This window comes from Pseudomonas sp. ASL9 (assembly GCF_056680335.1).
This window is the reverse complement of the sequence record NZ_CM155277.1, coordinates 258,551-279,409: the sequence shown is the minus strand read 5'-3', so window position 1 is coordinate 279,409 and position 20,859 is coordinate 258,551. Positions and strand designations below refer to the sequence as shown.

Annotated in this window: 23 protein-coding genes; 12 read left to right on the top strand and 11 right to left on the bottom strand. The window is 59.0% G+C overall.

The annotated features are described in order from the left end of the window. Positions 1-19 precede the first annotated feature (19 nt). Positions 20-613 carry a helix-turn-helix domain-containing protein gene (locus AC1ME2_RS01290; protein ID WP_480441944.1) on the bottom strand — a complete coding sequence of 198 codons (594 nt, stop codon included), beginning with the start codon at positions 611-613 and terminating at the stop codon, positions 20-22. Positions 614-992: 379 nt separating this feature from the next. Between AC1ME2_RS01290 and glnT the strand changes: the two genes are divergently transcribed. The 5 genes from glnT (at position 993) to AC1ME2_RS01265 (ending at position 6,852) form a co-directional block, all read left to right on the top strand. Then, positions 993-2,327 (top strand): type III glutamate--ammonia ligase, encoded by a 1,335-nt coding sequence (gene glnT / locus AC1ME2_RS01285; RefSeq protein WP_480438830.1) that lies wholly within the window; start codon positions 993-995, stop codon positions 2,325-2,327. Positions 2,328-2,420: 93 nt separating this feature from the next. After that, on the top strand, positions 2,421-3,326 hold the full coding sequence (locus AC1ME2_RS01280) for a class II glutamine amidotransferase (protein WP_480438829.1): 906 nt from the start codon (positions 2,421-2,423) through the stop codon (positions 3,324-3,326). A gap of 10 nt (positions 3,327-3,336) precedes the next feature. Beyond that, complete coding sequence (locus tag AC1ME2_RS01275; protein ID WP_480438828.1) at positions 3,337-4,020, top strand: protein glxC; 684 nt, start codon at positions 3,337-3,339, stop codon at positions 4,018-4,020. Positions 4,021-4,042: 22 nt separating this feature from the next. Then, positions 4,043-5,365 carry an FMN-binding glutamate synthase family protein gene (locus tag AC1ME2_RS01270; RefSeq protein WP_480438827.1) on the top strand — a complete coding sequence of 441 codons (1,323 nt, stop codon included), beginning with the start codon at positions 4,043-4,045 and terminating at the stop codon, positions 5,363-5,365. Between the two features lie 152 nt (positions 5,366-5,517). Continuing rightward, positions 5,518-6,852, top strand: coding sequence for an ammonium transporter (locus AC1ME2_RS01265; protein WP_480438826.1), 1,335 nt, complete (start codon positions 5,518-5,520; stop codon positions 6,850-6,852). Between the two features lie 62 nt (positions 6,853-6,914). On the opposite strand, the gene AC1ME2_RS01260 is transcribed toward AC1ME2_RS01265, so the two are convergent. From AC1ME2_RS01260 to AC1ME2_RS01245, 4 genes are all read right to left on the bottom strand, one after another. Beyond that, the gene (locus AC1ME2_RS01260; protein ID WP_480438825.1) at positions 6,915-7,127 is read right to left on the bottom strand and encodes a DUF1059 domain-containing protein; all 213 of its coding nucleotides are present in this window, start codon (positions 7,125-7,127) and stop codon (positions 6,915-6,917) included. 231 nt (positions 7,128-7,358) lie between these two features. Beyond that, a complete protein-coding gene (locus AC1ME2_RS01255) occupies positions 7,359-9,746 on the bottom strand; it encodes an exo-beta-N-acetylmuramidase NamZ domain-containing protein (RefSeq protein ID WP_480438823.1) in 2,388 nt (795 codons plus the stop codon). After that, complete coding sequence (locus tag AC1ME2_RS01250) at positions 9,698-10,969, bottom strand: putative glycoside hydrolase (protein WP_480438822.1); 1,272 nt, start codon at positions 10,967-10,969, stop codon at positions 9,698-9,700. Before AC1ME2_RS01250 ends, AC1ME2_RS01255 begins: the two co-directional genes overlap by 49 nt. Continuing rightward, positions 10,966-11,784, bottom strand: a complete 819-nt coding sequence (locus AC1ME2_RS01245; protein ID WP_480438821.1) for a polysaccharide deacetylase family protein — start codon at positions 11,782-11,784, stop codon at positions 10,966-10,968. The genes AC1ME2_RS01250 and AC1ME2_RS01245 overlap by 4 nt, the downstream gene beginning before the upstream one ends. A 257-nt stretch (positions 11,785-12,041) precedes the next feature. On the opposite strand from AC1ME2_RS01245, the gene AC1ME2_RS01240 reads away from it, so the two are divergent. Beyond that, complete coding sequence (locus AC1ME2_RS01240; protein WP_480438820.1) at positions 12,042-12,203, top strand: CBS domain-containing protein; 162 nt, start codon at positions 12,042-12,044, stop codon at positions 12,201-12,203. A gap of 234 nt (positions 12,204-12,437) precedes the next feature. Here the strand turns inward: AC1ME2_RS01240 and gstA are convergent, their stop codons facing one another. Next, complete coding sequence (gene gstA, locus AC1ME2_RS01235) at positions 12,438-13,067, bottom strand: glutathione transferase GstA (RefSeq protein WP_480438818.1); 630 nt, start codon at positions 13,065-13,067, stop codon at positions 12,438-12,440. 146 nt (positions 13,068-13,213) lie between these two features. Here gstA and AC1ME2_RS01230 point away from each other — a divergent pair, with 146 nt between their 5' ends. Beyond that, complete coding sequence (locus tag AC1ME2_RS01230) at positions 13,214-13,561, top strand: winged helix-turn-helix transcriptional regulator (RefSeq protein ID WP_480438817.1); 348 nt, start codon at positions 13,214-13,216, stop codon at positions 13,559-13,561. A 132-nt stretch (positions 13,562-13,693) separates the two neighbouring features. Here AC1ME2_RS01230 and AC1ME2_RS01225 read toward each other — a convergent pair whose 3' ends face one another. After that, positions 13,694-14,581, bottom strand: coding sequence for a LysR substrate-binding domain-containing protein (locus AC1ME2_RS01225; protein WP_480438816.1), 888 nt, complete (start codon positions 14,579-14,581; stop codon positions 13,694-13,696). A 110-nt stretch (positions 14,582-14,691) separates the two neighbouring features. Between AC1ME2_RS01225 and AC1ME2_RS01220 the strand changes: the two genes are divergently transcribed. The 3 genes from AC1ME2_RS01220 to AC1ME2_RS01210 all read left to right on the top strand — a co-directional run bounded on the left by AC1ME2_RS01220 (position 14,692) and on the right by AC1ME2_RS01210 (position 15,847). Further along, positions 14,692-15,027, top strand: coding sequence for a carboxymuconolactone decarboxylase family protein (locus AC1ME2_RS01220; RefSeq protein WP_480438815.1), 336 nt, complete (start codon positions 14,692-14,694; stop codon positions 15,025-15,027). Between the two features lie 6 nt (positions 15,028-15,033). Then, positions 15,034-15,408 (top strand): tautomerase family protein, encoded by a 375-nt coding sequence (locus AC1ME2_RS01215; RefSeq protein ID WP_480438814.1) that lies wholly within the window; start codon positions 15,034-15,036, stop codon positions 15,406-15,408. Positions 15,409-15,517: 109 nt separating this feature from the next. Then, positions 15,518-15,847, top strand: a complete 330-nt coding sequence (locus tag AC1ME2_RS01210; RefSeq protein WP_480438813.1) for a DHCW motif cupin fold protein — start codon at positions 15,518-15,520, stop codon at positions 15,845-15,847. Positions 15,848-16,044: 197 nt separating this feature from the next. On the opposite strand, the gene AC1ME2_RS01205 is transcribed toward AC1ME2_RS01210, so the two are convergent. The 4 genes from AC1ME2_RS01205 to AC1ME2_RS01190 all read right to left on the bottom strand — a co-directional run bounded on the left by AC1ME2_RS01205 (position 16,045) and on the right by AC1ME2_RS01190 (position 18,953). After that, complete coding sequence (locus tag AC1ME2_RS01205; RefSeq protein ID WP_480438812.1) at positions 16,045-16,668, bottom strand: glutathione S-transferase family protein; 624 nt, start codon at positions 16,666-16,668, stop codon at positions 16,045-16,047. A 204-nt stretch (positions 16,669-16,872) separates the two neighbouring features. Then, on the bottom strand, positions 16,873-17,610 hold the full coding sequence (locus tag AC1ME2_RS01200) for a hypothetical protein (protein WP_480438810.1): 738 nt from the start codon (positions 17,608-17,610) through the stop codon (positions 16,873-16,875). A gap of 209 nt (positions 17,611-17,819) precedes the next feature. Beyond that, positions 17,820-18,416, bottom strand: a complete 597-nt coding sequence (locus AC1ME2_RS01195; RefSeq protein WP_480438809.1) for a YiiX/YebB-like N1pC/P60 family cysteine hydrolase — start codon at positions 18,414-18,416, stop codon at positions 17,820-17,822. A gap of 84 nt (positions 18,417-18,500) precedes the next feature. Continuing rightward, the gene (locus tag AC1ME2_RS01190) at positions 18,501-18,953 is read right to left on the bottom strand and encodes a winged helix-turn-helix transcriptional regulator (RefSeq protein WP_480438808.1); all 453 of its coding nucleotides are present in this window, start codon (positions 18,951-18,953) and stop codon (positions 18,501-18,503) included. Positions 18,954-19,113: 160 nt separating this feature from the next. On the opposite strand from AC1ME2_RS01190, the gene AC1ME2_RS01185 reads away from it, so the two are divergent. Next, positions 19,114-19,749 (top strand): NADPH-dependent F420 reductase, encoded by a 636-nt coding sequence (locus AC1ME2_RS01185; protein WP_480438807.1) that lies wholly within the window; start codon positions 19,114-19,116, stop codon positions 19,747-19,749. Positions 19,750-19,798: 49 nt separating this feature from the next. After that, positions 19,799-20,764, top strand: a complete 966-nt coding sequence (locus AC1ME2_RS01180) for an SDR family oxidoreductase (RefSeq protein WP_480438805.1) — start codon at positions 19,799-19,801, stop codon at positions 20,762-20,764. Positions 20,765-20,859 lie beyond the last annotated feature (95 nt).

Sequence of the window (20,859 nt, the reverse complement as noted above, 5' to 3'; positions counted from 1 at the left end):
ATACCCGGAAATCAGGCTGTCAGTCGTCGCCGTAGTTCATGATTGACAGCAGATGAATCGGCACTTTCACCAACTGCTCGGGGCCATGCGGCACTTCACCATCGAAGGTCAGGCTGTCGCCGGGTTTCATGTGATAGAGCTGGTTGCCGTGACGGTAGACGATCTCGCCTTTCAATAGATGCAGAAACTCAGTACCGGGATGGGAGAAGGTCGGGAACTCTTCGCTGGCATCGTCCATGGTGACCATGTAGGCCTCGAAGGTCTTCTTCGGGCCACGGGTGTGGTTGAGCAGGTGATAGGTGTGGCCTTTCTCGGTGCCCCGGCGCACCACCTGCATCCCTTCGCCTTTGCGCACCAGCAGGGCGCCACTGCCTTGTTGATCGTACTGACTGAACAGTTTCGACATCGGCATGCCGAGTGCATCGCACAAGCGGCTCAAGGTATCGAGGCTGGTGGAGACCTGGGCATTTTCGATCTTGCTGAGCATCCCTTGGCTGATGCCTGCCAGTTGCGCGACATCAGCGATCTTCAGCTCCTGCAATTGACGCTGTCGTTTGATTTGCATGCCCAGGTACTGCTCAAGCCTCAAGCGTGGCTCGGCCTCGGTGGAAATCACTTTGCTCATGCTTCATTTCCGCTCATGAATATAAATTTCGCACCATGAATGTGCGATACACCTTTGTTGCTGTCCGCCCGATTTATAGCGTGAGCGCCTGCAGCATGTCTGAAGTTTTACCCAGACGACACTCATTTCCCTGGCAAACCCTTGAAAAGCCTGTGTTGCAGGACTGGAGGCACGATAGATCGGCTCTTTGGCAGCCATTCTGGCAAGGCTATTGCATTCTCATTAGGAAAGTAAATTTCTTACTGAGAATAAATAGGTTGGCTTATAGTCACGCCCAGGCGGATTCTAGCACTGGGCAATTGTTTACGACGGGTGCCGACCCTGAACGCAGATCCCGCTATTTTGCCTTGCTCGAGGAGTCCAAGTGATGTTGCCACCAGAAACACAACGAATCATCGATGAGCACAAAATCAAATATGTGCTGGCTCAGTTCGTGGATATCCACGGCGCGGCCAAGACCAAATCGGTACCAGTCTCCGGGCTGCAGACCGTCATCGACAGTGGCGCCGGCTTTGCAGGCTTCGCCATTTGTGGCATGGGCATGGAACCCCATGGCCCTGACTTCATGGCCAAGGGCGACCCGAGCACCTTGACTGCTGTGCCGTGGCAGCCAGGTTACGGGCGCATCGTCTGCGTCGGCCACGTCAATAACGAGCCCCATCCGTACGATTCGCGTTACGTGCTAATGCGCCAAGTGGAACGCCTGAATGCACGCGGCTGGACCCTCAATACCGGCCTGGAACCTGAGTTCAGCCTGTTCCGTCGCGATGCCGAGGGCACGTTATGCAGCGTTGATGCCAGCGATAATCTGGACAAACCCTGCTACGACTACAAGGGCCTGTCGCGTTCGCGGCAGTTTCTGGAAAACCTGACTGAAGCGCTGCAAAAAGTCGATTTCGACATCTATCAAATCGATCACGAAGACGCCAACGGCCAGTTTGAAATCAATTACACCTACAGCGACGCGCTGACCTCGGCGGATCGTTTTACCTTCTTCCGCATGGCTGCCGGCGAAGTCGCCAACGACCTGGGAATGATTTGCTCGTTCATGCCCAAGCCCGACCCGAAACGTGCGGGTAACGGCATGCACTTCCACCTGTCCATCGCCGACGCGGTGAACAAGAACCTGTTCCATGACGCCAGCGACTCGCGCGGCATGGGGCTGTCGAAAATGGCCTACCACTTTGCGGCAGGCCTTCTGGCTCACGGCCCGGCGTTGTGTGCCTTCGCCGCACCCACGGTCAATTCATACAAACGCCTGGTGGTCGGCCGCTCGCTGTCAGGCTCGACCTGGGCTCCGGCGTTCGTCGCCTACGGCTCCAACAACCGCTCGGCCATGGTTCGGGTGCCTTACGGCCGCCTCGAATTCCGCCTGCCGGACGCGGGCTGCAACCCCTATCTGGTCAGCGCCGCGATCATCGCCGCCGGTCTGGACGGCATCGACCGCAAGCTGGACGCGGGCGAGCCGTGCAATGAAAACCTGTACACGCTGAGCCTGGAAGAAATTGCCGGTCGGGGCATCGCCACCTTGCCGCAGAGCCTCAAGGAAGCCTGTGACGCGCTGGAGGCTGATCCGCTGTTCCGCGAAACGATGGGCTCGGAAATCGTCAATGAGTTCATCGAGCTCAAACGCATGGAGTGGGTCGAGTACAGCCGTCACGTCTCCGATTGGGAGATCAAGCGCTATACCGAATTTTTCTAAACGGCTTTCTTTAAAGACATGTTTCCACCCACCCGATTTGAATCAACCCGGGTCCTTTGAATCAGGAACCGGCTGCCAAGCAGGAGAACGTGTATGTGCGGAATCGTAGGTCTGTACTTGAAGAACCCGGCGCTGGAGTCCCAGCTAGGCAAGCTCTTCGAACCCATGCTGCTGTCGATGACCGACCGTGGCCCGGACAGCGCCGGCTTTGCCATTTATGGCGATGAAGTCGCGGATGGCTGGATCAAACTGACATTGCAGGCGACCACGGAGAACCAGGACTGGAAGACGTTGATGGGCGAACTGGAAGGGCGCCTAGGGTGTTCTCTGGAGTGGTTTCAGAACGCCACCGCCGTGGTGCTGAAAATCAAGACCGACGAAGCATCGGTCCGCAACGCATTGGCTGAACTGGCGCCGGACGTGCGCATCATGAGCGCCGGGCAGAGCATCGAGATCCTCAAGGGGATGGGCTTGCCGAAAGAGATCTCCGAGCGCTTCAACCTTAAAGGCATGAAGGGCAGCCACATCATTGGCCACACCCGCATGGCCACTGAAAGTGCTGTGACTATGGAAGGCAGCCACCCGTTTTCCACCGGGGCCGACCTGTGCCTGGTGCACAACGGTTCATTGTCCAACCACTTCCGTCTGCGCCAAGAACTCAAGCGTGAAGGAATCGTATTCCAGACCGAAAACGACACTGAAGTCGCGGCCGGTTACCTGGCTTGGCGCCTTCAACAGGGCGACTCGCTCAAGCAAGCCTTGGACAACTCCCTGGAAAATCTTGATGGCTTCTTCACCTTTGCCATCGGCACCCGCAATGGTTTCGCGGTGATTCGTGATCCGATCGCGTGCAAGCCCGCGATTTTGGCTGAGACCGATGACTACGTCGCCATGGCCTCGGAATACCAGGCGCTGTCCAGCCTGCCGGGCATCGAGAATGCCAAGATCTGGGAACCAGCACCTTCAACCCTGTACATCTGGGAACGCCAAAGCGCCTGAGGAGCACCGTATGAAAGCTATCGATCTATCTGTCAGTGAAGTACGCGAGCTCAATCAGGGGCTGCATGATCAGGCCAAACAATTGACCGACGCGGAGTGGGTCGTGACCCATTCCAACGGCAAGCACAACCTTGCGGTCGGCGTGGATCAAGAGCTGTTCATCGATATTCAGGGCCACGCCGGTTACTACTGCGCAGGCATGAACAAGAAAGCTCACATCACCGTGCACGGCAACGTCGGCACCGGCGTGGCGGAAAACATGATGTCCGGTTCGGTACGGGTCAAGGGCAGCGCTTCCCAGGCTGCTGGCGCCACCGCTCATGGCGGCTTGCTGGTGATCGAAGGCGACGCCGGTGCCCGTTGCGGCATCTCCATGAAAGGCATCGACATTGTGGTCGGCGGCAGCATTGGCCACATGAGCTGCTTCATGGGCCAGGCCGGGCGCCTGGTGGTGTGCGGCGATGCTGGCGATGCCTTGGGGGATTCGCTGTACGAAACCCACATCTACGTGAAGGGAAAAGTGGAATCCTTGGGCTCGGACTGCATCGAGAAAGAGATGCGCGCTGAGCACCTGGACGAACTGCAGGAACTGCTCAATCGTGCCGGTTTCGACCACAAGGCAGCCTCGTTCAAGCGCTACGGCTCGGCCCGTCAGCTTTACAACTTCAAAGTCGATAACGCATCCGCGTATTAATTCGCGTATCAAGGAGTACACCATGAGCGACAAACCCACTCCGGTCTTGCGCGAATCCGCGACTTTCGACCGTCTGACCATTCAGGAAATCCAGCGCGCCGCCGAAACCGGCATCTACGATATTCGTGGCGGCGGCACCAAGCGCAAGCTGCCGCATTTCGATGACTTGCTGCTGCTGGGTGCCAGTGTTTCCCGTTATCCGCTGGAAGGCTATCGTGAGAAGTGCGGCACTGACGTGATCCTCGGCAACCGCTTTGCCAAGAAACCGCTGCACTTGAAAATCCCGATTACCATCGCGGGCATGAGTTTCGGTGCACTGTCGGCCAATGCCAAAGAAGCATTGGGCCGTGGCGCGACCATCGCCGGGACCAGCACCACCACTGGCGATGGCGGCATGACCCCGGAAGAGCGCGGTCAGTCCGAACACCTGGTCTATCAGTACTTGCCATCGCGCTATGGCATGAACCCCGATGACCTGCGCAAGGCCGACGCCATCGAAATCGTCCTGGGGCAGGGCGCCAAGCCAGGCGGCGGCGGTATGTTGCTGGGGATGAAAGTCACCGAACGTGTCGCGGGTATGCGCACATTGCCCATCGGGGTCGACCAGCGCAGCGCCTGCCGTCACCCGGACTGGACCGGTCCGGACGACCTGGCAATCAAGATCGCCGAACTCCGTGAAATAACCGATTGGGAAAAACCGATCTACGTCAAAATCGGCGCCAGCCGTCCGTACTACGACGTCAAACTGGCCGTTAAAGCCGGTGCCGACGTGATCGTGCTCGACGGCATGCAAGGCGGTACCGCCGCGACTCAGGAAGTGTTCATTGAACACGTCGGCATCCCGATTCTGCCCGCGATCCCTCAAGCCGTTCAGGCGTTGCAGGAAATGGGTATGCATCGCAAGGTGCAGCTGATCGTCTCCGGCGGTATCCGTAACGGTGCTGACGTAGCAAAAGCCATGGCCCTCGGCGCCGATGCAGTGGCCATCGGTACGGCGGCGTTGATAGCACTGGGCGACAACCATCCGCGACTCGACGAAGAGTTGCGCAAGCTTGGCTCGGCGGCGGGTTTCTACGATGACTGGCAGAACGGTCGTGACCCTGCGGGCATCACCACTCAGGATCCGGAACTGTCCAAGCGTCTTGATCCGGTGGAAGGGGGGCGTCACTTGGCTAACTACCTACGGGTGTTGGTCCTCGAAGCCCAGACCATGGCCCGTGCCTGCGGCAAGTCACACCTGCACAACCTCGACCCCGAGGATTTGGTGGCCTTGACCGTCGAGGCCGCCGCCATGGCCCGCGTACCGTTGGCCGGGACCTCGTGGATACCCGGTCAACAATACTGAGTCCCTCGACGCCGCCTTGATGGGCGGCGTCTTTTTTAGTTTCACCGGCTAACGGACTCAGATCCGTATCCACAGCGAGGCTACATGGCCTCAAGCGTCTTGCCTCTGCCAGCCCCCTTATGTCGACTTCCTGTGTATGGAGCTTGCTGACTATGATTTCTGATTCGTTTATACGATCTCTTTCAAGGACGACCCTGGCGCTGCTTGCATTGAGCCTTGCGCCACTGGCCTCGGCGGCTGAAGTCGTCACTCTGGACACGGGTACCACCGCCTGGATGATGACCGCGGCCATGTTCGTGTTGCTAATGTGCATTCCGGGGCTGGCGCTGTTTTATGGCGGCATGGTCCGGGCCAAAAACTTTCTTTCGGTGTTTACCCAGCTGTTCGCGGTCGCTGGCGTCATCGGTGTGCTGTGGGTGGTGTACGGCTACAGCATCGTGGTTGATGCCACGGGCATGGTCGCTGGCGAAGTCAATCTGCACAGTTTCATCGGCGGGCTGAGTAAGCTGTTCATGCTCGACATGACCCATGACAGCCTGGTGGGCAATATTCCCGAGGGCGTCTACAGCGTGTTCCAGATGTCGTTCGCGATCATCACACCGGCACTGATTGCCGGTGGTTTCGCCGAGCGCATGAAGTTCAGCGCGGCAGTGGCGTTTATGGCGCTGTGGTTCACCTTCGTCTATGCGCCTATTGCACACATGATCTGGGGCGGGCCAGGGGGGCTGTTGGTCAACTGGGGGGTGCTGGATTTCGCGGGTGGCACTGCGGTGCATATTAATGCGGGCGTTGCGGCACTGGCGGCGTGCCTGGTATTGGGCAAGCGCAAGGGCTACCCGAACCTCGCCATGCCCCCGCATAACCTGGGCTTCACCCTGATGGGGGCCGGTTTACTGTGGGTCGGTTGGTTCGGCTTCAACATCGGCTCGGGCGCTGCGGTGAATACCGGCGCGGGCATCATCATGCTCACCACTCAAGTCGCAGCGTGCGCAGGTGTCGTCGGCTGGATGCTCACCGAAACCCTGATTCATGGCCGTCCCAGTGCTCTGGGCGCAGCATCCGGTGCCTTGGCCGGTCTCGTTGGCATCACCCCGGCCTGTGCCTACGTCGGTCCGGCGGGCGCCATCGCAATAGGCTTGATCACTGGCGCGGTGTGTTTCTTCGCCGTCAGCCAGCTCAAGCAGAAACTGGGCTACGACGACTCGCTGGATGTATTCAGTCTGCACGGCATCGGCGGGATCGTCGGCGCACTCCTGACCGGGGTTTTCGCGTCGCCTTCGCTGGGCGGCTATGTCGAGAACCTGGACATCGGCGCTCAAGTGCTGACCCAATTGAAGGGCGTCAGCTTCACCTTCGTCTACTGCTTCGTGGTGAGCATGATCATCCTCAAAGTACTGGAATGGACCATCGGCCTGCGGACCACTGAGGAGAATGAATCGATGGGCCTGGACCTTGCTGAGCATGATGAGCGGGCTTACGCCCTTTGATCTGAAGGGGTTGCCGAAACGCCTCACGGAGTGGGGCGTTTTTTAGACAAGGTAGCCAAAGGCTACGCGTGACGTGGTGATTCGACGGGCGGTGTGCCGTCGTGAAACAGCCCTTTCAGTTGTGCGCGTAGCTCGGGTGAATCGGTGTGTTTGTGAACGCTGACCGCATGCTGCGCTGCCGCCTCAAGCAATTCTTTTTCGGAGTCGGCGGACAGCGCGACCGAGCAGCTGGTGTCGCTCGGGAATTCGCGGCAATCGATGTATTTGCGGGTCATGATGTTCTCCTCATAACAAGGCAAGCTAACAAGCCTGCGTGAACGACCGCTCGACACATTGCGCGCACGGCATGCAGTACAACTGCGCGTGGCATCGAGTGCAATGATCCTTAAAGTATAGAGCGGGTGCCAAGTTTGGGTTTCTTGACGAGACGGGAGGCGCTCACCGACGGCTCGCCGATATTTGCGACGGTCACCACAGGCCGCGACGGTTTGCGCGTCGTGTCAAGGTCAATAGCGCAAGTTCTCCTGCCGTAGTCGCGCGAAGTGCTCAAGCGGCGCGGCGTCGAGTGATTGCGCCGCATCAGGCGCCGCGCCGTCGCGAATCGCTTGCCACACTGTTTGCGAACCGATCGAATCGCGGGTCGCAGCAAGATTTAACGTGTCGGGATAGAGCGCGTGCAGTGTGGCGAGCAGCGTCAATCCCAGGTGTGCTGCGGGATGTCGGGACGCCGCGTCGCGAGCGATGCTCACGCCATGACAGAGCTGACCGTGCCAGGTTGACTCGGTGGGAACGAAGTCGACCGGCTCGAAATGCGCGCCAGCGTCAAGCGCATTCAGTGCGTTTGCGAGCCGAGTCGCGTCGATCCACGGCGCGCCGATCCACTCGAACGGGTGCGGTGTGCCGCGGCCCACACTCAGATTCGCGCCTTCGAGCAAACCGACATCCGGGTATAGGTCGAGCTGGGGCAGCGTGCGCAGGTTCGGCGACAGCGGCACCCAACCGAGACCAGTGTCGGCGAAGGCCATCGTGCGCCGGTACCCCTGCATCGGCACAACGCGCAGGTCCGCACCAATGTGCTTGTTGCGGTTGAAAAGACTCGCCAGCTCGCCGATCGTCATGCCGGGCTGCAGCGGCGCAGGGAAATAGCCAGTGAACGATTCGTGGCGGCTGTCCAGCACCGGTCCGCCGAATCGCTGCGCACCGAGCGGATCGGGCCGGTCCAGCACGAACAGCGGAATGCCACGCGCCGCTGCGGCCTCGAGTGCGTAGCCGAGCGTTGTCTCATAGGTGAAGAAGCGCACGCCGGCATCCTGAATGTCGAAGATCAGCGCATCCAGTCCATAGAGCGAACCGGCCGGGAAGCGCCGCGCCGCGCCGTAGAGACTGTGTACGGTGAGGCCCGTCGCCGTGTCGAGTGTATCGCCGACCCGCTCATCCACGTCGATGTTCAGCCCATGTTCCGGCGAAAACAGCGCTGCCAGCGTGACGCCCGGCGCGTGCGCGAGTACGTCGATGGTGCGCCTGCCCTCGGCGTCGAAGCCGCTGCGATTTGTAATCAAGCCCACGCGCATGCCAGCGAGCGGCGCAAACTGCTGAGCCTCGAGCACGTCGATGCCGGTCTGCACCGGGCCCATCGAGGTCGGCAGGCGATCGGCGGCACGCAGCGCCGGCAACGCCGACGGCAGCAACCGGCCGATTTGCGCGACGCTCGCAGGCGCAGCCCGGCTTGCCAGCAACGCGAGCAACTGCGCACGAAGCGGGCGGGCGTCACCGCTGTCGTCCGGGTACACGCGGTTGGTCAGGATGACGATGAATTGACGCGTCACCAGATCGATCCACAGGCCCGTGCCGGTGTACCCGGTGTGGCCGATGACGCTAATCGGCGGCAGACGGTCATGATTCGACGCGAACGGTGCGGCCAGTTCCCAGCCGAGGCCGCGCCACGGCACGGCCGCGAGCGGCGAGGCGGCAGCCGCGAGCGCGGCGATGCTCGCTGGCCGCAGAATCTGCAGGGTGCCCGCGCGTCCCTCGTTCAGCATCATCTGCGCGAAGCGGGCGAGGTCGTCTGCCGTGGAAAATAGCCCCGCGTTGCCGGAGACGCCGCCCATCCATTCGGCCGTCGGATCGTGCACGTGGCCGCGGCGTATGCCGGCCTTGTTCGCGATTGTCGGCGCACTGCGTGCCACTCGCCCTGCGTCCGGTAGAAAGACCGTGTCGCGCATGCCGAGCGGCCCGAAGATGTGAACCCGGCAGTACGCGTCGAGCGGAAGGTGCGTGATGCGCTCGACCAACTCGCCGAGCACCACGAAATTCAGGTCACTGTAGATGACGTGTTCACCTGGTGCGCTGCGCAGACGCTGCGCCGCGATCGCGCTCAATACGCCTTCCCGGTCCGGATGCAGTGGCCGCGCAGGCAGGTCTGGCATCAGCCCAGAGGTGTGCGCAAGCAGGTCACGCACCGTCACCGCGTCTTTGCCGTGCGCCGCAAAGGCGGGCCAATACTGCGCAACGGGTGCGTCCAGGTCGATGCGGCGCGCTTCGGCCAGTTGCATAATTGCCGTGGTGGTCGCGATGACCTTGGTCAGCGACGCGAGATCGAACTCGGTGCTCAGTGTCATCGGCTCGGGGTCGGGCGTCATCGCGCGTTGTCCAAAGGCTTGGCGATAGAGCACGTGCGTGGCATCCCCGATCAGGACGACGGCACCCGGAACACGTCCGGCGGCGATCTGCCTCTCGACGATCTGTGCGGCTTGCAGGCGCGCCGCCGCATCGAGATCTGCGGCGCCCGCGATCTGCGCCGCCGTCGCCATTCCAACCAGCATTGCCCAGCGCTTCAGCGCACCGATCAACGGTGCGGAAAATCGGCGGCGTCGTAGTAATTTCGCGGGTTCCATAACATCCATCCATCGGTGTTGGCTGCGTCGGCGGCGTTTACCTGCGCACTGATCGCCGCCGCGTCAAACGGGTGATGATCGAACGCATAGTCGCGAAAAGCCTGCAGCCACGGGCGAAAACGCACGCCCGGCAGATGGGTGCGATGCACCGCCTCCGCCAGGGAACGCCTGACGATCTGACCGGGATCGGTGATCGGGTTGGTTAAGCCCGGCAGCCCCCAGGTGAAACCGGAGGGGTACAGCATCGGCGAAATATAGTCGAGCGACGCGCCCAGCAATTCGATTTGCTGGCCGATCGCGGTATCGTCGAGATTCCAGCAGACGTAGCCGAAGATATCTGCGGAGACGAATACGTTGTAGGGCGCGAGCCGTGTGCGCGCGGCCTGCAGGAAGCCGACGATTGCCGCAGTCCGGTTGCCCTGGGTGTTCGGCAGGGCAAAGCGTAGCCCGCTCTTGTCGGGAAAGCGCACATAGTCGAACTGAACCTCGTCGAAGCCCATCTGCGCCGCCTCCTCGGCGACATCGAGATTGTGCTGCCATACGTCGTGCGAAAACGGATCCATCCATTGCAGGTTCTCGCGATCCCGCCACGGCTCGCCTTCTGCGGTGTGCACGCTCCACTCCGGATGCGCGTCGGCGAGTGGGTCGTCCTTGAACACGACGATGCGCGCGATCAGGTACAGGTGCTGCGCATGCAAGCTGGCAAGCAGCGCCGGAAAATCCTGTTCCTGCGGTGCGCGCGTGGTCACGCGGGCCGCTGCGCCGATCGCCTCGCGCGCCGCACTGCGATACGGCGTCAGGCCGCGGTCGCCCTTGACGTCGATCACGAATGCATTGATCACGGTACTTTCGGCAAGGCTGACGGCCTTGTTGCGCAGCGTCTTGCTGGTCACGCCGAACACTGACAGATAGAGCGCTTTCGGGCGAAATGGGGTCAACGCGAGTGTCACGGGCGTTTCGCCGGACACTTTGGCCTCGGTGCGCAGATACCCCGGTGCGCGGGCCGCGACGCTCTCGGCCGCGTGAGCCGTCTCGAACCGCCCGTTTTCGTCGGTATGCATCACGCCGGCCGATGTCGTGATGATTGCGTCGGCGACCGGATTCTGCGTGCTTGAGTCGAGCACGACGCCGGTGACGGCCAAGGCGCCTCGATCAGTCAGCAGGGCAGTGACGGCGAGCAGCGCCGGGATCGCATAGCGCCTCAATGCGCGGGTGAAGGTCATCGTGTGTTCCCCGCTGGGGGCATCGGCAGCGTGTTCGGTTCGCCGAGCAGGCGCGCAAACGCGCTTGCTCCGTAGGCATCGATCATCAGAAAGCGCGGCAGTGCGAGTAACCGAGCGTGCCGGTCCGCCTTGCGCGCGTCCAGTGTGAAGGCTGCCACGTAGCCCTCGTCGGAGGCGAGCGCGATCAATTCGTCGTCGTAGATGCCGAACGGCCACGCGAGCATGTCGACATGCACACCGGTTTGCGACTCGAGGCGTTGACGCGATTTGTGGAGTTGTGTGCGGACGAATTGCTGGAAATCCGGCGGCGTACGGCGTCTGCGCTCGACGTTGAAGTTGGGATGCCAGTACGTATGCGACTGGATGTCAATGAGCCCGGTCTGTCTCAGGGTACGCAATTGGTCCCAGGTTAGCGCATAGGACGCGTTCGAGATCGCCGATGGATAGATGAACAGCGTGACCGGAAAACGCTCGCGCAGCACGATGGGCAGCAGCTTTTCGAATACCGAACGATGCCCGTCGTCGACGGTGATCGCCACTGGCTTCTCCGGTAACGTCGCATTCGGATCCCGCAGCCAGTCGACAACCTCACGCAGCGACACAATGTGGTAGCCACGCTCGTGCAGGAAGCGTAACTGGGTTTCGAAGGTGCTCATGCGCACGGTCATCGAGTCGTCCGCCGTCTCCGAAAAGCGGTGGTAAACGAGAATCGTGACGCGCGGTCCGGCGCTCTGCGCGGCTCCGTCCGCTCCCCAGGCAAGCCCGCAGATGCACACCAGCACGGCGTACACCAGAAGCCGAATCGAGCCGCTCATATAAGCAACCTGCCGTCCGTCCGGCCGCCTGTGGTCGGCCCCCCCAGGATCGGACGGGGCGCGGCGCTGTTGTCGATACACACCCTGTTTTTTCCGTACATATCAGTGATCCTCCGCGAGTCAGCTTCACCCGCGTTCCCCGTCTCGCGAAAGCGAGGCATATCCATCGTGCGTTGAGCACGGCATCGTCCTTATGACACAGATCAATTTCGCTCAGCGTGGAAAGAGTTGCCAACCGAAAGGAGAGGAGAGGCGCCATGAACGTTGGAAGCATCTGCTCGCGCATTTTTATCACCTGCCAGCCAGACACGAGCACCTTCGGTGCGACCGGGCCCCTGCGTAATCATCATGTCAGCGATCTCGTCGTGGCCAGGGAGATTGAACCGTCGAAACTGTTCGTGGCCGACATCATGTCTTAGCCGGTCATTACTGTGTGATCCCCCTCCGGCCAATGAAGAGATTTTCTGCAGGCCGGAGAGGGAACTGCTTTTTCAACAGAATGGACCCAATATAGGTAGTCGCGACCGGTTGAAGTCGGCTCAAAGTGGACACTTGGATGCGCCTGCTGAACTGCCATTAAACAAACCGCAGTGGCTAATATCGCAGGCTATCTGTCATCTAGGTGTTCAGCAGCGCCTTCTGGCAGCTCAACATCATTCTAGTCCTTCTTCCTGGAGCGCCTTTTGAACCGCTGGGCGCTGACGCATCCGGCCGTACCAGGCCTGGAGATTTTTTAGATCGTCGAAATAAATATCGGCCTTGAAGTATGACGTCAACCAGTCCGCCTGCCCCCAGCCAGTCAGGGCGAACAGATAGGCATCGGCGACAGTGAACTTCTCGCCGAGTAGAAACTGACGATCCTCGAGTTGTTTATCTATCCACGCGTAGCGCGCCTCCAGCTTGGGTTTGACTGTATCCACATACTTACCAGCCAGCCCGGCATAGAGAAGTGGAATGAAGCCCTTGTGGATCTCGGACGTCAAAAAACTCAGCCATTCTTGCAGCCGATAGCGTTCGATTGTGCCATTGGGTGGGGCCAGCCCGGCTTCTGGCTTCTGATCAGCCAGGTACTGCACGATCACCGGGCCCTCCCGAAATCTGGTGCCGTCCTTCAATTCAAGGATCGGCACATAGCCGAGAGGATTTACCTCGTAATAGTCAACGTCACCATGCACCGTGTGCTTGCGGTGATCGACCTTGAGCAGCGTGACATCAAGTCCCAGTTCATTGATCACGATATGAGGGGAAAGGGAGCAACTGCCAGCGATGTAGTAAAGCTTCACGAGCGATCTCCTAATAGGTCGAATACGTCACTTCCACCGAGAAAGTGACGGATGATTATTTTAGGGATCCAGTATATAAAAGGAAGAAGGCACTTTTTTATCATCTAGGTACAAAAAATATACCTTAATGAAGCACGAGGAAGACTATGAAAAAGAATGTGACTGGCTGCTCAGTGGAGGAAGCCATGCGCCTGTTAGGTGGTCGCTGGCGCCTCCTGCTGGTGTCGTATCTTCTTGACGGACCTAAGCGCTTCAATGAGCTGCGGCGTGATGTCCCGGGAATCTCGCAGCGGATGCTGACCCTCGACCTACGGGCACTTGAGGAAGTCGGCTTGGTGAAGCGCACGGTGTTCCCGACAGTCCCTGTCAAAGTGGAATACGAGCTAACCGAGGAAGGCAATCGGTTGAAGCCCATCGTCAGCGTAATGCAGGACTTTGGTTTGTGGCTGAAGCAAAGCGGGAAAACCCTTATACCGTCAGACCAAGAGAGTTAGGCCCAATCAATGGGGCGAAACCGGCCAGTCGTGACAGGCAGCTAACGACCCATAGCCGTCATTGGCCCACCACCTCCGTGCTTCGTTATTCTCCATCCGTATTGCTCGAATTGAACCCTTGGGTGCCTTCGATTACTTCGTAATCGTGAAACGAAACGCCTGTTCTTGCAGGCTCGTTTTGATCAATGCGGCCAATTGTTGGGTGGCTGGTGTTGGGTCGTCGCCACCGCTGTGAAGCACATAGCCAAGGCTTGGCACGGGGGGTAAGCCAGAAACAACGGTGAGATGGCTTGGCAGCCCGATGCGGGTTCGCAGCGTCAGACCCAATCCGGCTGCGACGGCCGCCCAGATACCACCGACGCTGGGACTGGTCAGGGCGATCCGCCAAGGTATTTGCGCGGCATCCAGCGCCTGGGTGGCAGCGCTGCGCAATACGCAAGGCGCGTCGAACATGATCAATGGCAACGGTGAGTCATCAAGGGCAGTCAGCAGTGGCGTATCGCGGGCCCCGATCCAGTGCATCTGTGTTGCGCCCAGGCGCGTGGCATAGGGCGACATGTGCCCGGTGTCCCAGGTCAGGGCCAGGTCCAAATCTGCGCTTTCGACCAGAGCAAGCAGTTCGGCATTACGGGCGATCCTGACTTCGAGATTCACCCTCGGGTAAGTCTGGACGAAGCGTCGCAGGATATCGCTCAGGAAATGTTCCCCAAAGTCCTCTTGAAGCCCGAGGCGTATGGACCCGGCGGTCTGGCTTTCATGCAGGGTCTGGAAAATGCCATCGTTCAGCTCCAGCAACCGGCGGGCATGGCTGAGCAGTGTTTCTCCTGTTGGGGTCAAGACCAGTCCGCGACCGGATTTAGCCAGTACCGGCGTACCGATCTGCTCCTCGAGTTTCTTCAATTGAGCGCTTACGGCAGATGTCGACCGACCGAGACGATCCGCCGCTTTGGCAAAGCTGTTGAACTCCACTCCGGTGACGAAGGTGCGCAATACGTCAAGATCGAAGGTTGGGCGGCGCATTCAATAGTCCACTAATTCGGGATGATTGATGCAATTAAATCTGATATTCGGAATTGTTGCGACTTGATAGTTTTCCTCCATCAAATTGGGACATCAGAGGGAAAAACATCATGAATGCATCGATGGTCACGGGGCGAGAACACCAAAGCAACTACCCGCAGAAGTTTGCCGAGCTGACCGACAAAGTATTGTTTGGCGACATGTGGACGCGTACGCAATTGAAGCCCCGTGAACGCAGTCTGGCGACGGTGGCCGCGCTGGTGGCGATGTACCGTCTGGAGCAACTGCCATTTCATTTGAAACGTGCACTGGATAACGGCTTGTGTGTCGACGAACTGGCCGAAGTCATAACCCATCTGGCGTTTTATTCAGGTTGGCCGACAGCCGCATCGGCGCTGAATTTGCTCAGTGAGCTACAGGCTTGCCTTCCAAAACGTCAGGAGTAATCGTTGATGCCGTTTGCACGAATTTCATTGCACCGCGGGAAGTCGGCCGAGTATTTACAGGCATTGTCTGAAGGTTTGCACGACGCCTTCGTCGAGAGCTTCGAAGTGCCGAAGACTGATCGCTTCCAGGCCATTCACCAACATGAGATCGGCGAGCTGATATTTGATCCCCACTATCTGGGCGGGCCGCGTAGCCATGACTTTGTGCTAATCGCGATTACCGCAGGCCGTCCTCGAAGCGTTGAGACCAAACAGCGTTTTTACCGCGATCTGGTCGAGAAATTGGGGCGGGCGACGGGACTGAACGCGGAGGATGTCATGGTGGTGATCACCACTACGGCCGGCGATGAGTGGTCGTTTGGAGGAGGGCGGGGCAACTAGCCTTCGGGTTGTGCAGCGCCTGTATCCCATAAATGCGGGCCGTCTGTGTCTATCGGCACCATCGCCAGATTGATACGGTCTGCATTTATTGTATTTCGATGAGGCAACCATGGATCTTACTGCAATCCCATTTGGTACCACCGATTGGTCAACGATAGAGCCGGTGGCGCATGCCGGTCAGACAGGCACAGCCTATTGGCGTACCTGCCAGTTTGGTTCAGCGCGTGTGCGGATGGTCGAGTACAGCCCTGGATATTTGGCCGATCATTGGTGTTGGAGGGGGCACATCCTTTTGTGCCTGGAGGGTCATTTGCATACTGAACTGGAAGATGGTCGTCAGTTCACACTGACGTCGGGAATGAGTTATCAGGTGGGTAATAATGCTGAGGGACATCGGTCATTCACCACCACCGGGGCGAAGTTGTTCATTGTGGATTAGTCGTGGGGGCGGACCTGCATAACGCGCCCATACAATCCGTTTGCGGCCAATGCAGCCGCAATCATGGGGTCTGAAATATACGTGTGTGAATGACCGCTTCTGGCCGAGTGCTGCCTGTCACAACTGGCAGCTCACGACCCGAAGCAGACATCCGTCATGAGTCGAAATGGCCTTGCATGCTCCGCGAAACCATACTGTCACGGAGTCCCGTTTCTTCCGTGCAGGAGGTAGCCTGGTCGATGACTTAGCCGCTCGTAATAGGCGCTCACGGCAGGCAAGTCCGGATGATCGAGAGGTGTTTCAAACCACCGATTTACCGAAAGGCCAATGGGTATGTCAGCCAAAGAAAACTCGTCGCTGCTGACGTAAGCCCCTGTTGATTCGAGCTGTCGATTGAGGATCTCCATGTGCCTCGACCATTGACTGCAAGCGGCGGCCAACGATTTGCCGTCTTGATGCTCAGGTGACTGCCTGACCAACGACATGAAGGCATAAGTCCACGATTTGTTGAGGTCCGACGCTTGCCAATCTATCCATTGGTCCACCCGTGCCCTTGCTCTCGGTTGAACAGGATAGAGATGAACTCCGTTGTAACGGGACGCAAGGTACCGAATGATCGAATTTGACTCCCATAGTACGAAGTCGTCGTCCTGAATCACCGGCACCATTGCGTTGGGATTCAGCGAAATGAATTCAGGCGTGTGCGTAGATTTGAAGCCAGAACCCCAATCTTCCCGCTCGAAGGGTATTTCGATCTCGGCGCATGCCCAGAGTACCTTCCGTACATTGATCGACGATGCTTTACCCAATATGCGCAGCATTCCATGTCCTTATAGTTCGGGGCTGTTGACCTGAATGAGTTCTGCTTTTTTTGCCATTCCAGCGGGGAAATTAAACGAATCAGGCTCCCTGGTTCAAGTGCTACGTTTGGCCGATTCCTGCCTCTCACGACTGACCGAAATCAACTGTGGATTCAACCGATACGTTAGAACGTACCTGAAAGCCAAATACTTTCCATCGGGCGCTCAATTCGATGTTTTCTGCTTTTTATAAGCTTCGATCGCGGTATCAAGACTGCCGAGGTACTCCGCTCTCGTCTTTGTCGCAAGAGCGGCCCATTCTTCGCGCGGCAGGCTCATAGGCTTGCTTTTCGCATCCGCATTACCTAGCCCGCTAGAGATAGCAGCCATTCCATGAAGGTTTATCCAGCGATAGTCGTAGTTGTAAGGTGTGCGTTCATCCCATTGCACGACTCGGTGGATGATGTCCTTGAGCTTCACGGGATCATCAAATTGTGAGCGACGAAGCTGAATAGGAATCTGCGCGACGAGCGCTGGGACTGCTGATCTTGTACTTTCGTCGGTGCATCGGGCCGCGTCAAAATTCGCCCGAAGGCGTGCTGCATTGAACCAATAGATTGCCTCGTCCGACTTGCCCTGCTTGTAGAGCTGGAGGGTGAGCGCGAACAGCACAGGCGGAGCGTAGTTTCCTGAATGGTGCTCGACTTCCGATATTAACGTGTCGTTCTCGTTTCCTGCCGTGCCTTGCAGCCTACGAATCGTTTCTGCGGCCAGCCTCGTATCAATGGCCGCATATTCGCCTTGTGGGCGCACTTGAATGTGCACTTGGTTTCCGGCAGGCGACGCAGGCGAAGCCATCGTATTGGAGGATAAAAACAGAGCCGAAAGAAACAAAGACAACGTTGTGGTGCGTGTAAATCTGGCCCCAATCACCTGGGTGAACTCCTGTTTCTGCAACTGCATTTTAAATCCTTTTTTTAGGGTAAAAACATTCATGGCTTTGCTGGAATACCGAATATTTCTGGTTGCTACGGGCCTCGCGCTAACCCATGCAGTACTTGTCCCATAGCTTGTTGCGGAATCGTTTGCCCGGGTCGAATTGCGCCTTGAGTGCGAACAGGCGTCGCGCATTGACTGCGATACCGGCCATGCCAACCTGCGCCGTGTGAACGTCACTGTGCCCACCGCTTCGCCTGAGGTTGCCCTGTTCCCAAGGCATCCCCTTGTGCATCGAAAATGACGCGCAAATGCGGACTTCGAAGCAAGCTCGCCGGAGTAACGGTAAACCGTTGCCACGGAATCCGGCCGAGGTACCAGAAACGCCAGAATGCGAGCCTCGGATTGGGATTGTGTCGCAGTAACGTCTCGAACGTCTCCACTTCACCGATCTGAATGTCGGTCGCTTCATGGATGACTTCACGAACGAAGCGAGAACAGAACTGGCGTCGCGAACTCATGTTGAAACCGGTGTCGTAGAACGTGCCCATCCGGCGAACAGCTGCAGTAACTAGCACGCTTCGATGCTGGTCGTTGAGCGACGCGATGAGCCTCGCGACTGCGTAGCGTCCGTACTCGGAACGTTCCAGGAAGCGCGTCATCAGTGTTGTTCGTGCAAAAGGAAACGTGCTTTCCGCAATCCGGCGGTGATGGCGAAGGACCGGTTGAATCCACAGCCGATTGCGGCCGGTCACCAAGGGTTGCTTTCGACCCTGAGCAGCCGCTGGGGTTGGTGAAACATTAATGGCGGCTTCCAGGGCCGTTTCGGACATCGGCCCCGCTATTCGCTGCACCTTGTAGCCGGTGGTGTGTGCATATAGTTCGTGCGACGTGACAGGGCGCGCTTGCTGTCTTGCTCATTCCTTGCTCTCAGGAAACATACATCCGCCATTGCGGACCAGCGCCTTCACCTCTTCGCTCACCTGCATGGGGCTTTGACTTAATCGAGCAACGAACTCCTTGAGGCCTCGCACGTATGACTTCAAATCGTGCTTCGCGCTCCATAGGACGATGTTGAGCACGATGGGAATGAGGTCCAGGCCCTTCTCTGTCAGCGTGTAGAAATCCTTGCGCCTGTCGTCGGGGCTGGGTGCCTTCGAGAGAATGCCTTGCTCCTCAAGAAAGGCAAGGCGGGAAGCAAGGACATTGGTCGCGATTCCCTCTTCCGATTTCAGAAACTGGCCATACGTCTTCTTACCAACAAACACGATGTCTCGAATGATCAAGAGCGACCAGCGGTCGCCGAAGATCTCCACGCCATAGTTCACTGCGCAATGGGACCGAACGTCTTCTTTAGATGGTGTTTTCATGGCTGGATCTTAACATTGCTTGCATGGTGCAAGTAAATTCCTGTTATTCACTTGCGTTTTGCAAGTGAGGCGACCAGCATGGCTCGTACGTTGAGCGCGGTCGCCGGATCGCGTCGGCAGTCCTTGAATGATCAACCCCATATCTGTAAGGAAACTGCACATGAGCACTATCAGCATCATCGGCTCAGGTGGCATGGCCGCAGTGATCGGCGGCCTTGCCGCCAAGGCCGGACACACCATCGAGGTGATGAGTCGTGACACCGCCAAGGCGCGGGCGCTGGCCGAACAGGTCGGAGCCGGCGCGACGACAGGAATATTCGGCGCCGCCCCGACCGGGGACATCGTCATCCTGGCGGTTCCCTACGCAGCCGTTCTCGACGTGGTGAAGCAGTACGGCGAGGAACTGGCAGGCAAGGTACTTGTCGACATCTCTAACCCCGTCGCCCCCGACTTCACAAGCTTTGTGACCCCTGAGGACAGTTTCGGCGCACAGGAGATCGCCAACGCCGTCCCTGCCGACGCCGAAGTCGTCAAGGCGTTCAACACCCAGTTCTCCCACGTCCTGGCTGCCGGTTCTGTTGAGGGTCACCCAGTGGACGTGTTCATCGCCGGGGACGACGCGCAGGCGAAGGCACGCGTTTCGGCGTTCATCGAGAGCCTCGGACTGCGCCCGATGGACACCGGGCCGCTGCTCATGGCGCGAACACTGGAGCATGCCTGCCTGCTGTCGCTGGGCCTCATCGCCCACTCGGTCAAGCACACCAAGTTCTCAATCGGCGTCAGCCTTCTCGGCTGAGTGCACTCGCAGAACTTCTCGCATCACATCACTTACAAGGAGCACCAACATGCACGTATTCGTCACTGGCGGGACCGGCCATTCCGGTCCGTACATCATCTCCGACCTCATCGCCGCCGGCCACAAGGTCACCGCTTTGGCCCGGTCGGACAGTGCGGCGGAGGCGGTTACTGCGCTCGGCGCAAAGGTGCGTCGCGGTGTTCTCGATGATCTCGACGGGCTCAAGGAGGCGGCTGCAGCCGCCGACGGCGTGATCCACGTCGCGCACAGACAAGACCTGCTTCCGGTCGGCGGGATCGACGCTGTTGCCGCAGCGGAGGTCCAGATCATGCTCGCATACGGTGATGCACTGGCTGGAACGGGAAAGCCGCTGGTCGTGTCGGGAAGCATCGGTTCGCCGACTAACAAGGGTTGGCCGGTTCCTGGGCCGCTCCAGAGCCGACCGGCGACCGAGGAGGATCCGGCTCTTTCTCCGGCTGGCGATCAATATAAGGGCTCCCTGCGGGTTCGTAACATCGTGGAGCTTACCGTAATCGGTCTCGCAGAGCGGGGCGTGCGGTCTTCGGTCGTGCGCATTTCTGAAATCATGCACAGCTCAACCGACAAGGCCGGTTTCCTTCAGGTCCTAATCGGGCAAGCAAAGGAAAAGGGCGTCGTTGGCTTCCCCGGCGACGGCTCCAACCGGTGGGCGGCAGTGCATGCCCGCGACCTCGCTACCCTGTTCCGCCTGGCGCTGGAGAAGGGTCCCGCTGGCAGATCCTGGCATGCGGTTGCCGAAGGGTCTATCCCGTACCGCGAGATCGCGGAGGCCATTGGCAGCCGTCTGAACCTTCCCGCCGTGCCCATTCCCGCGGACGTAATGATGGGGCCGGGTTTCTTCGGCTTCCTCGCGAACTTGGTGACGCTGGATACCCCGGCGTCGAACGATATCACGCGCCAGACGCTCGGCTGGACACCAATGCAGCCCGGCCTGTTTGCCGATATGGACAATGGCCACTACTTCCCTGCCGCCTGAGTGAGCTGAGGCTGTTCGCCGGGTCGCAACGAGCCCGGCGAACAGCAACGTCGCGATGCCGTGATCCGTTCGACCCGAGCATGGCATAAGGGAGG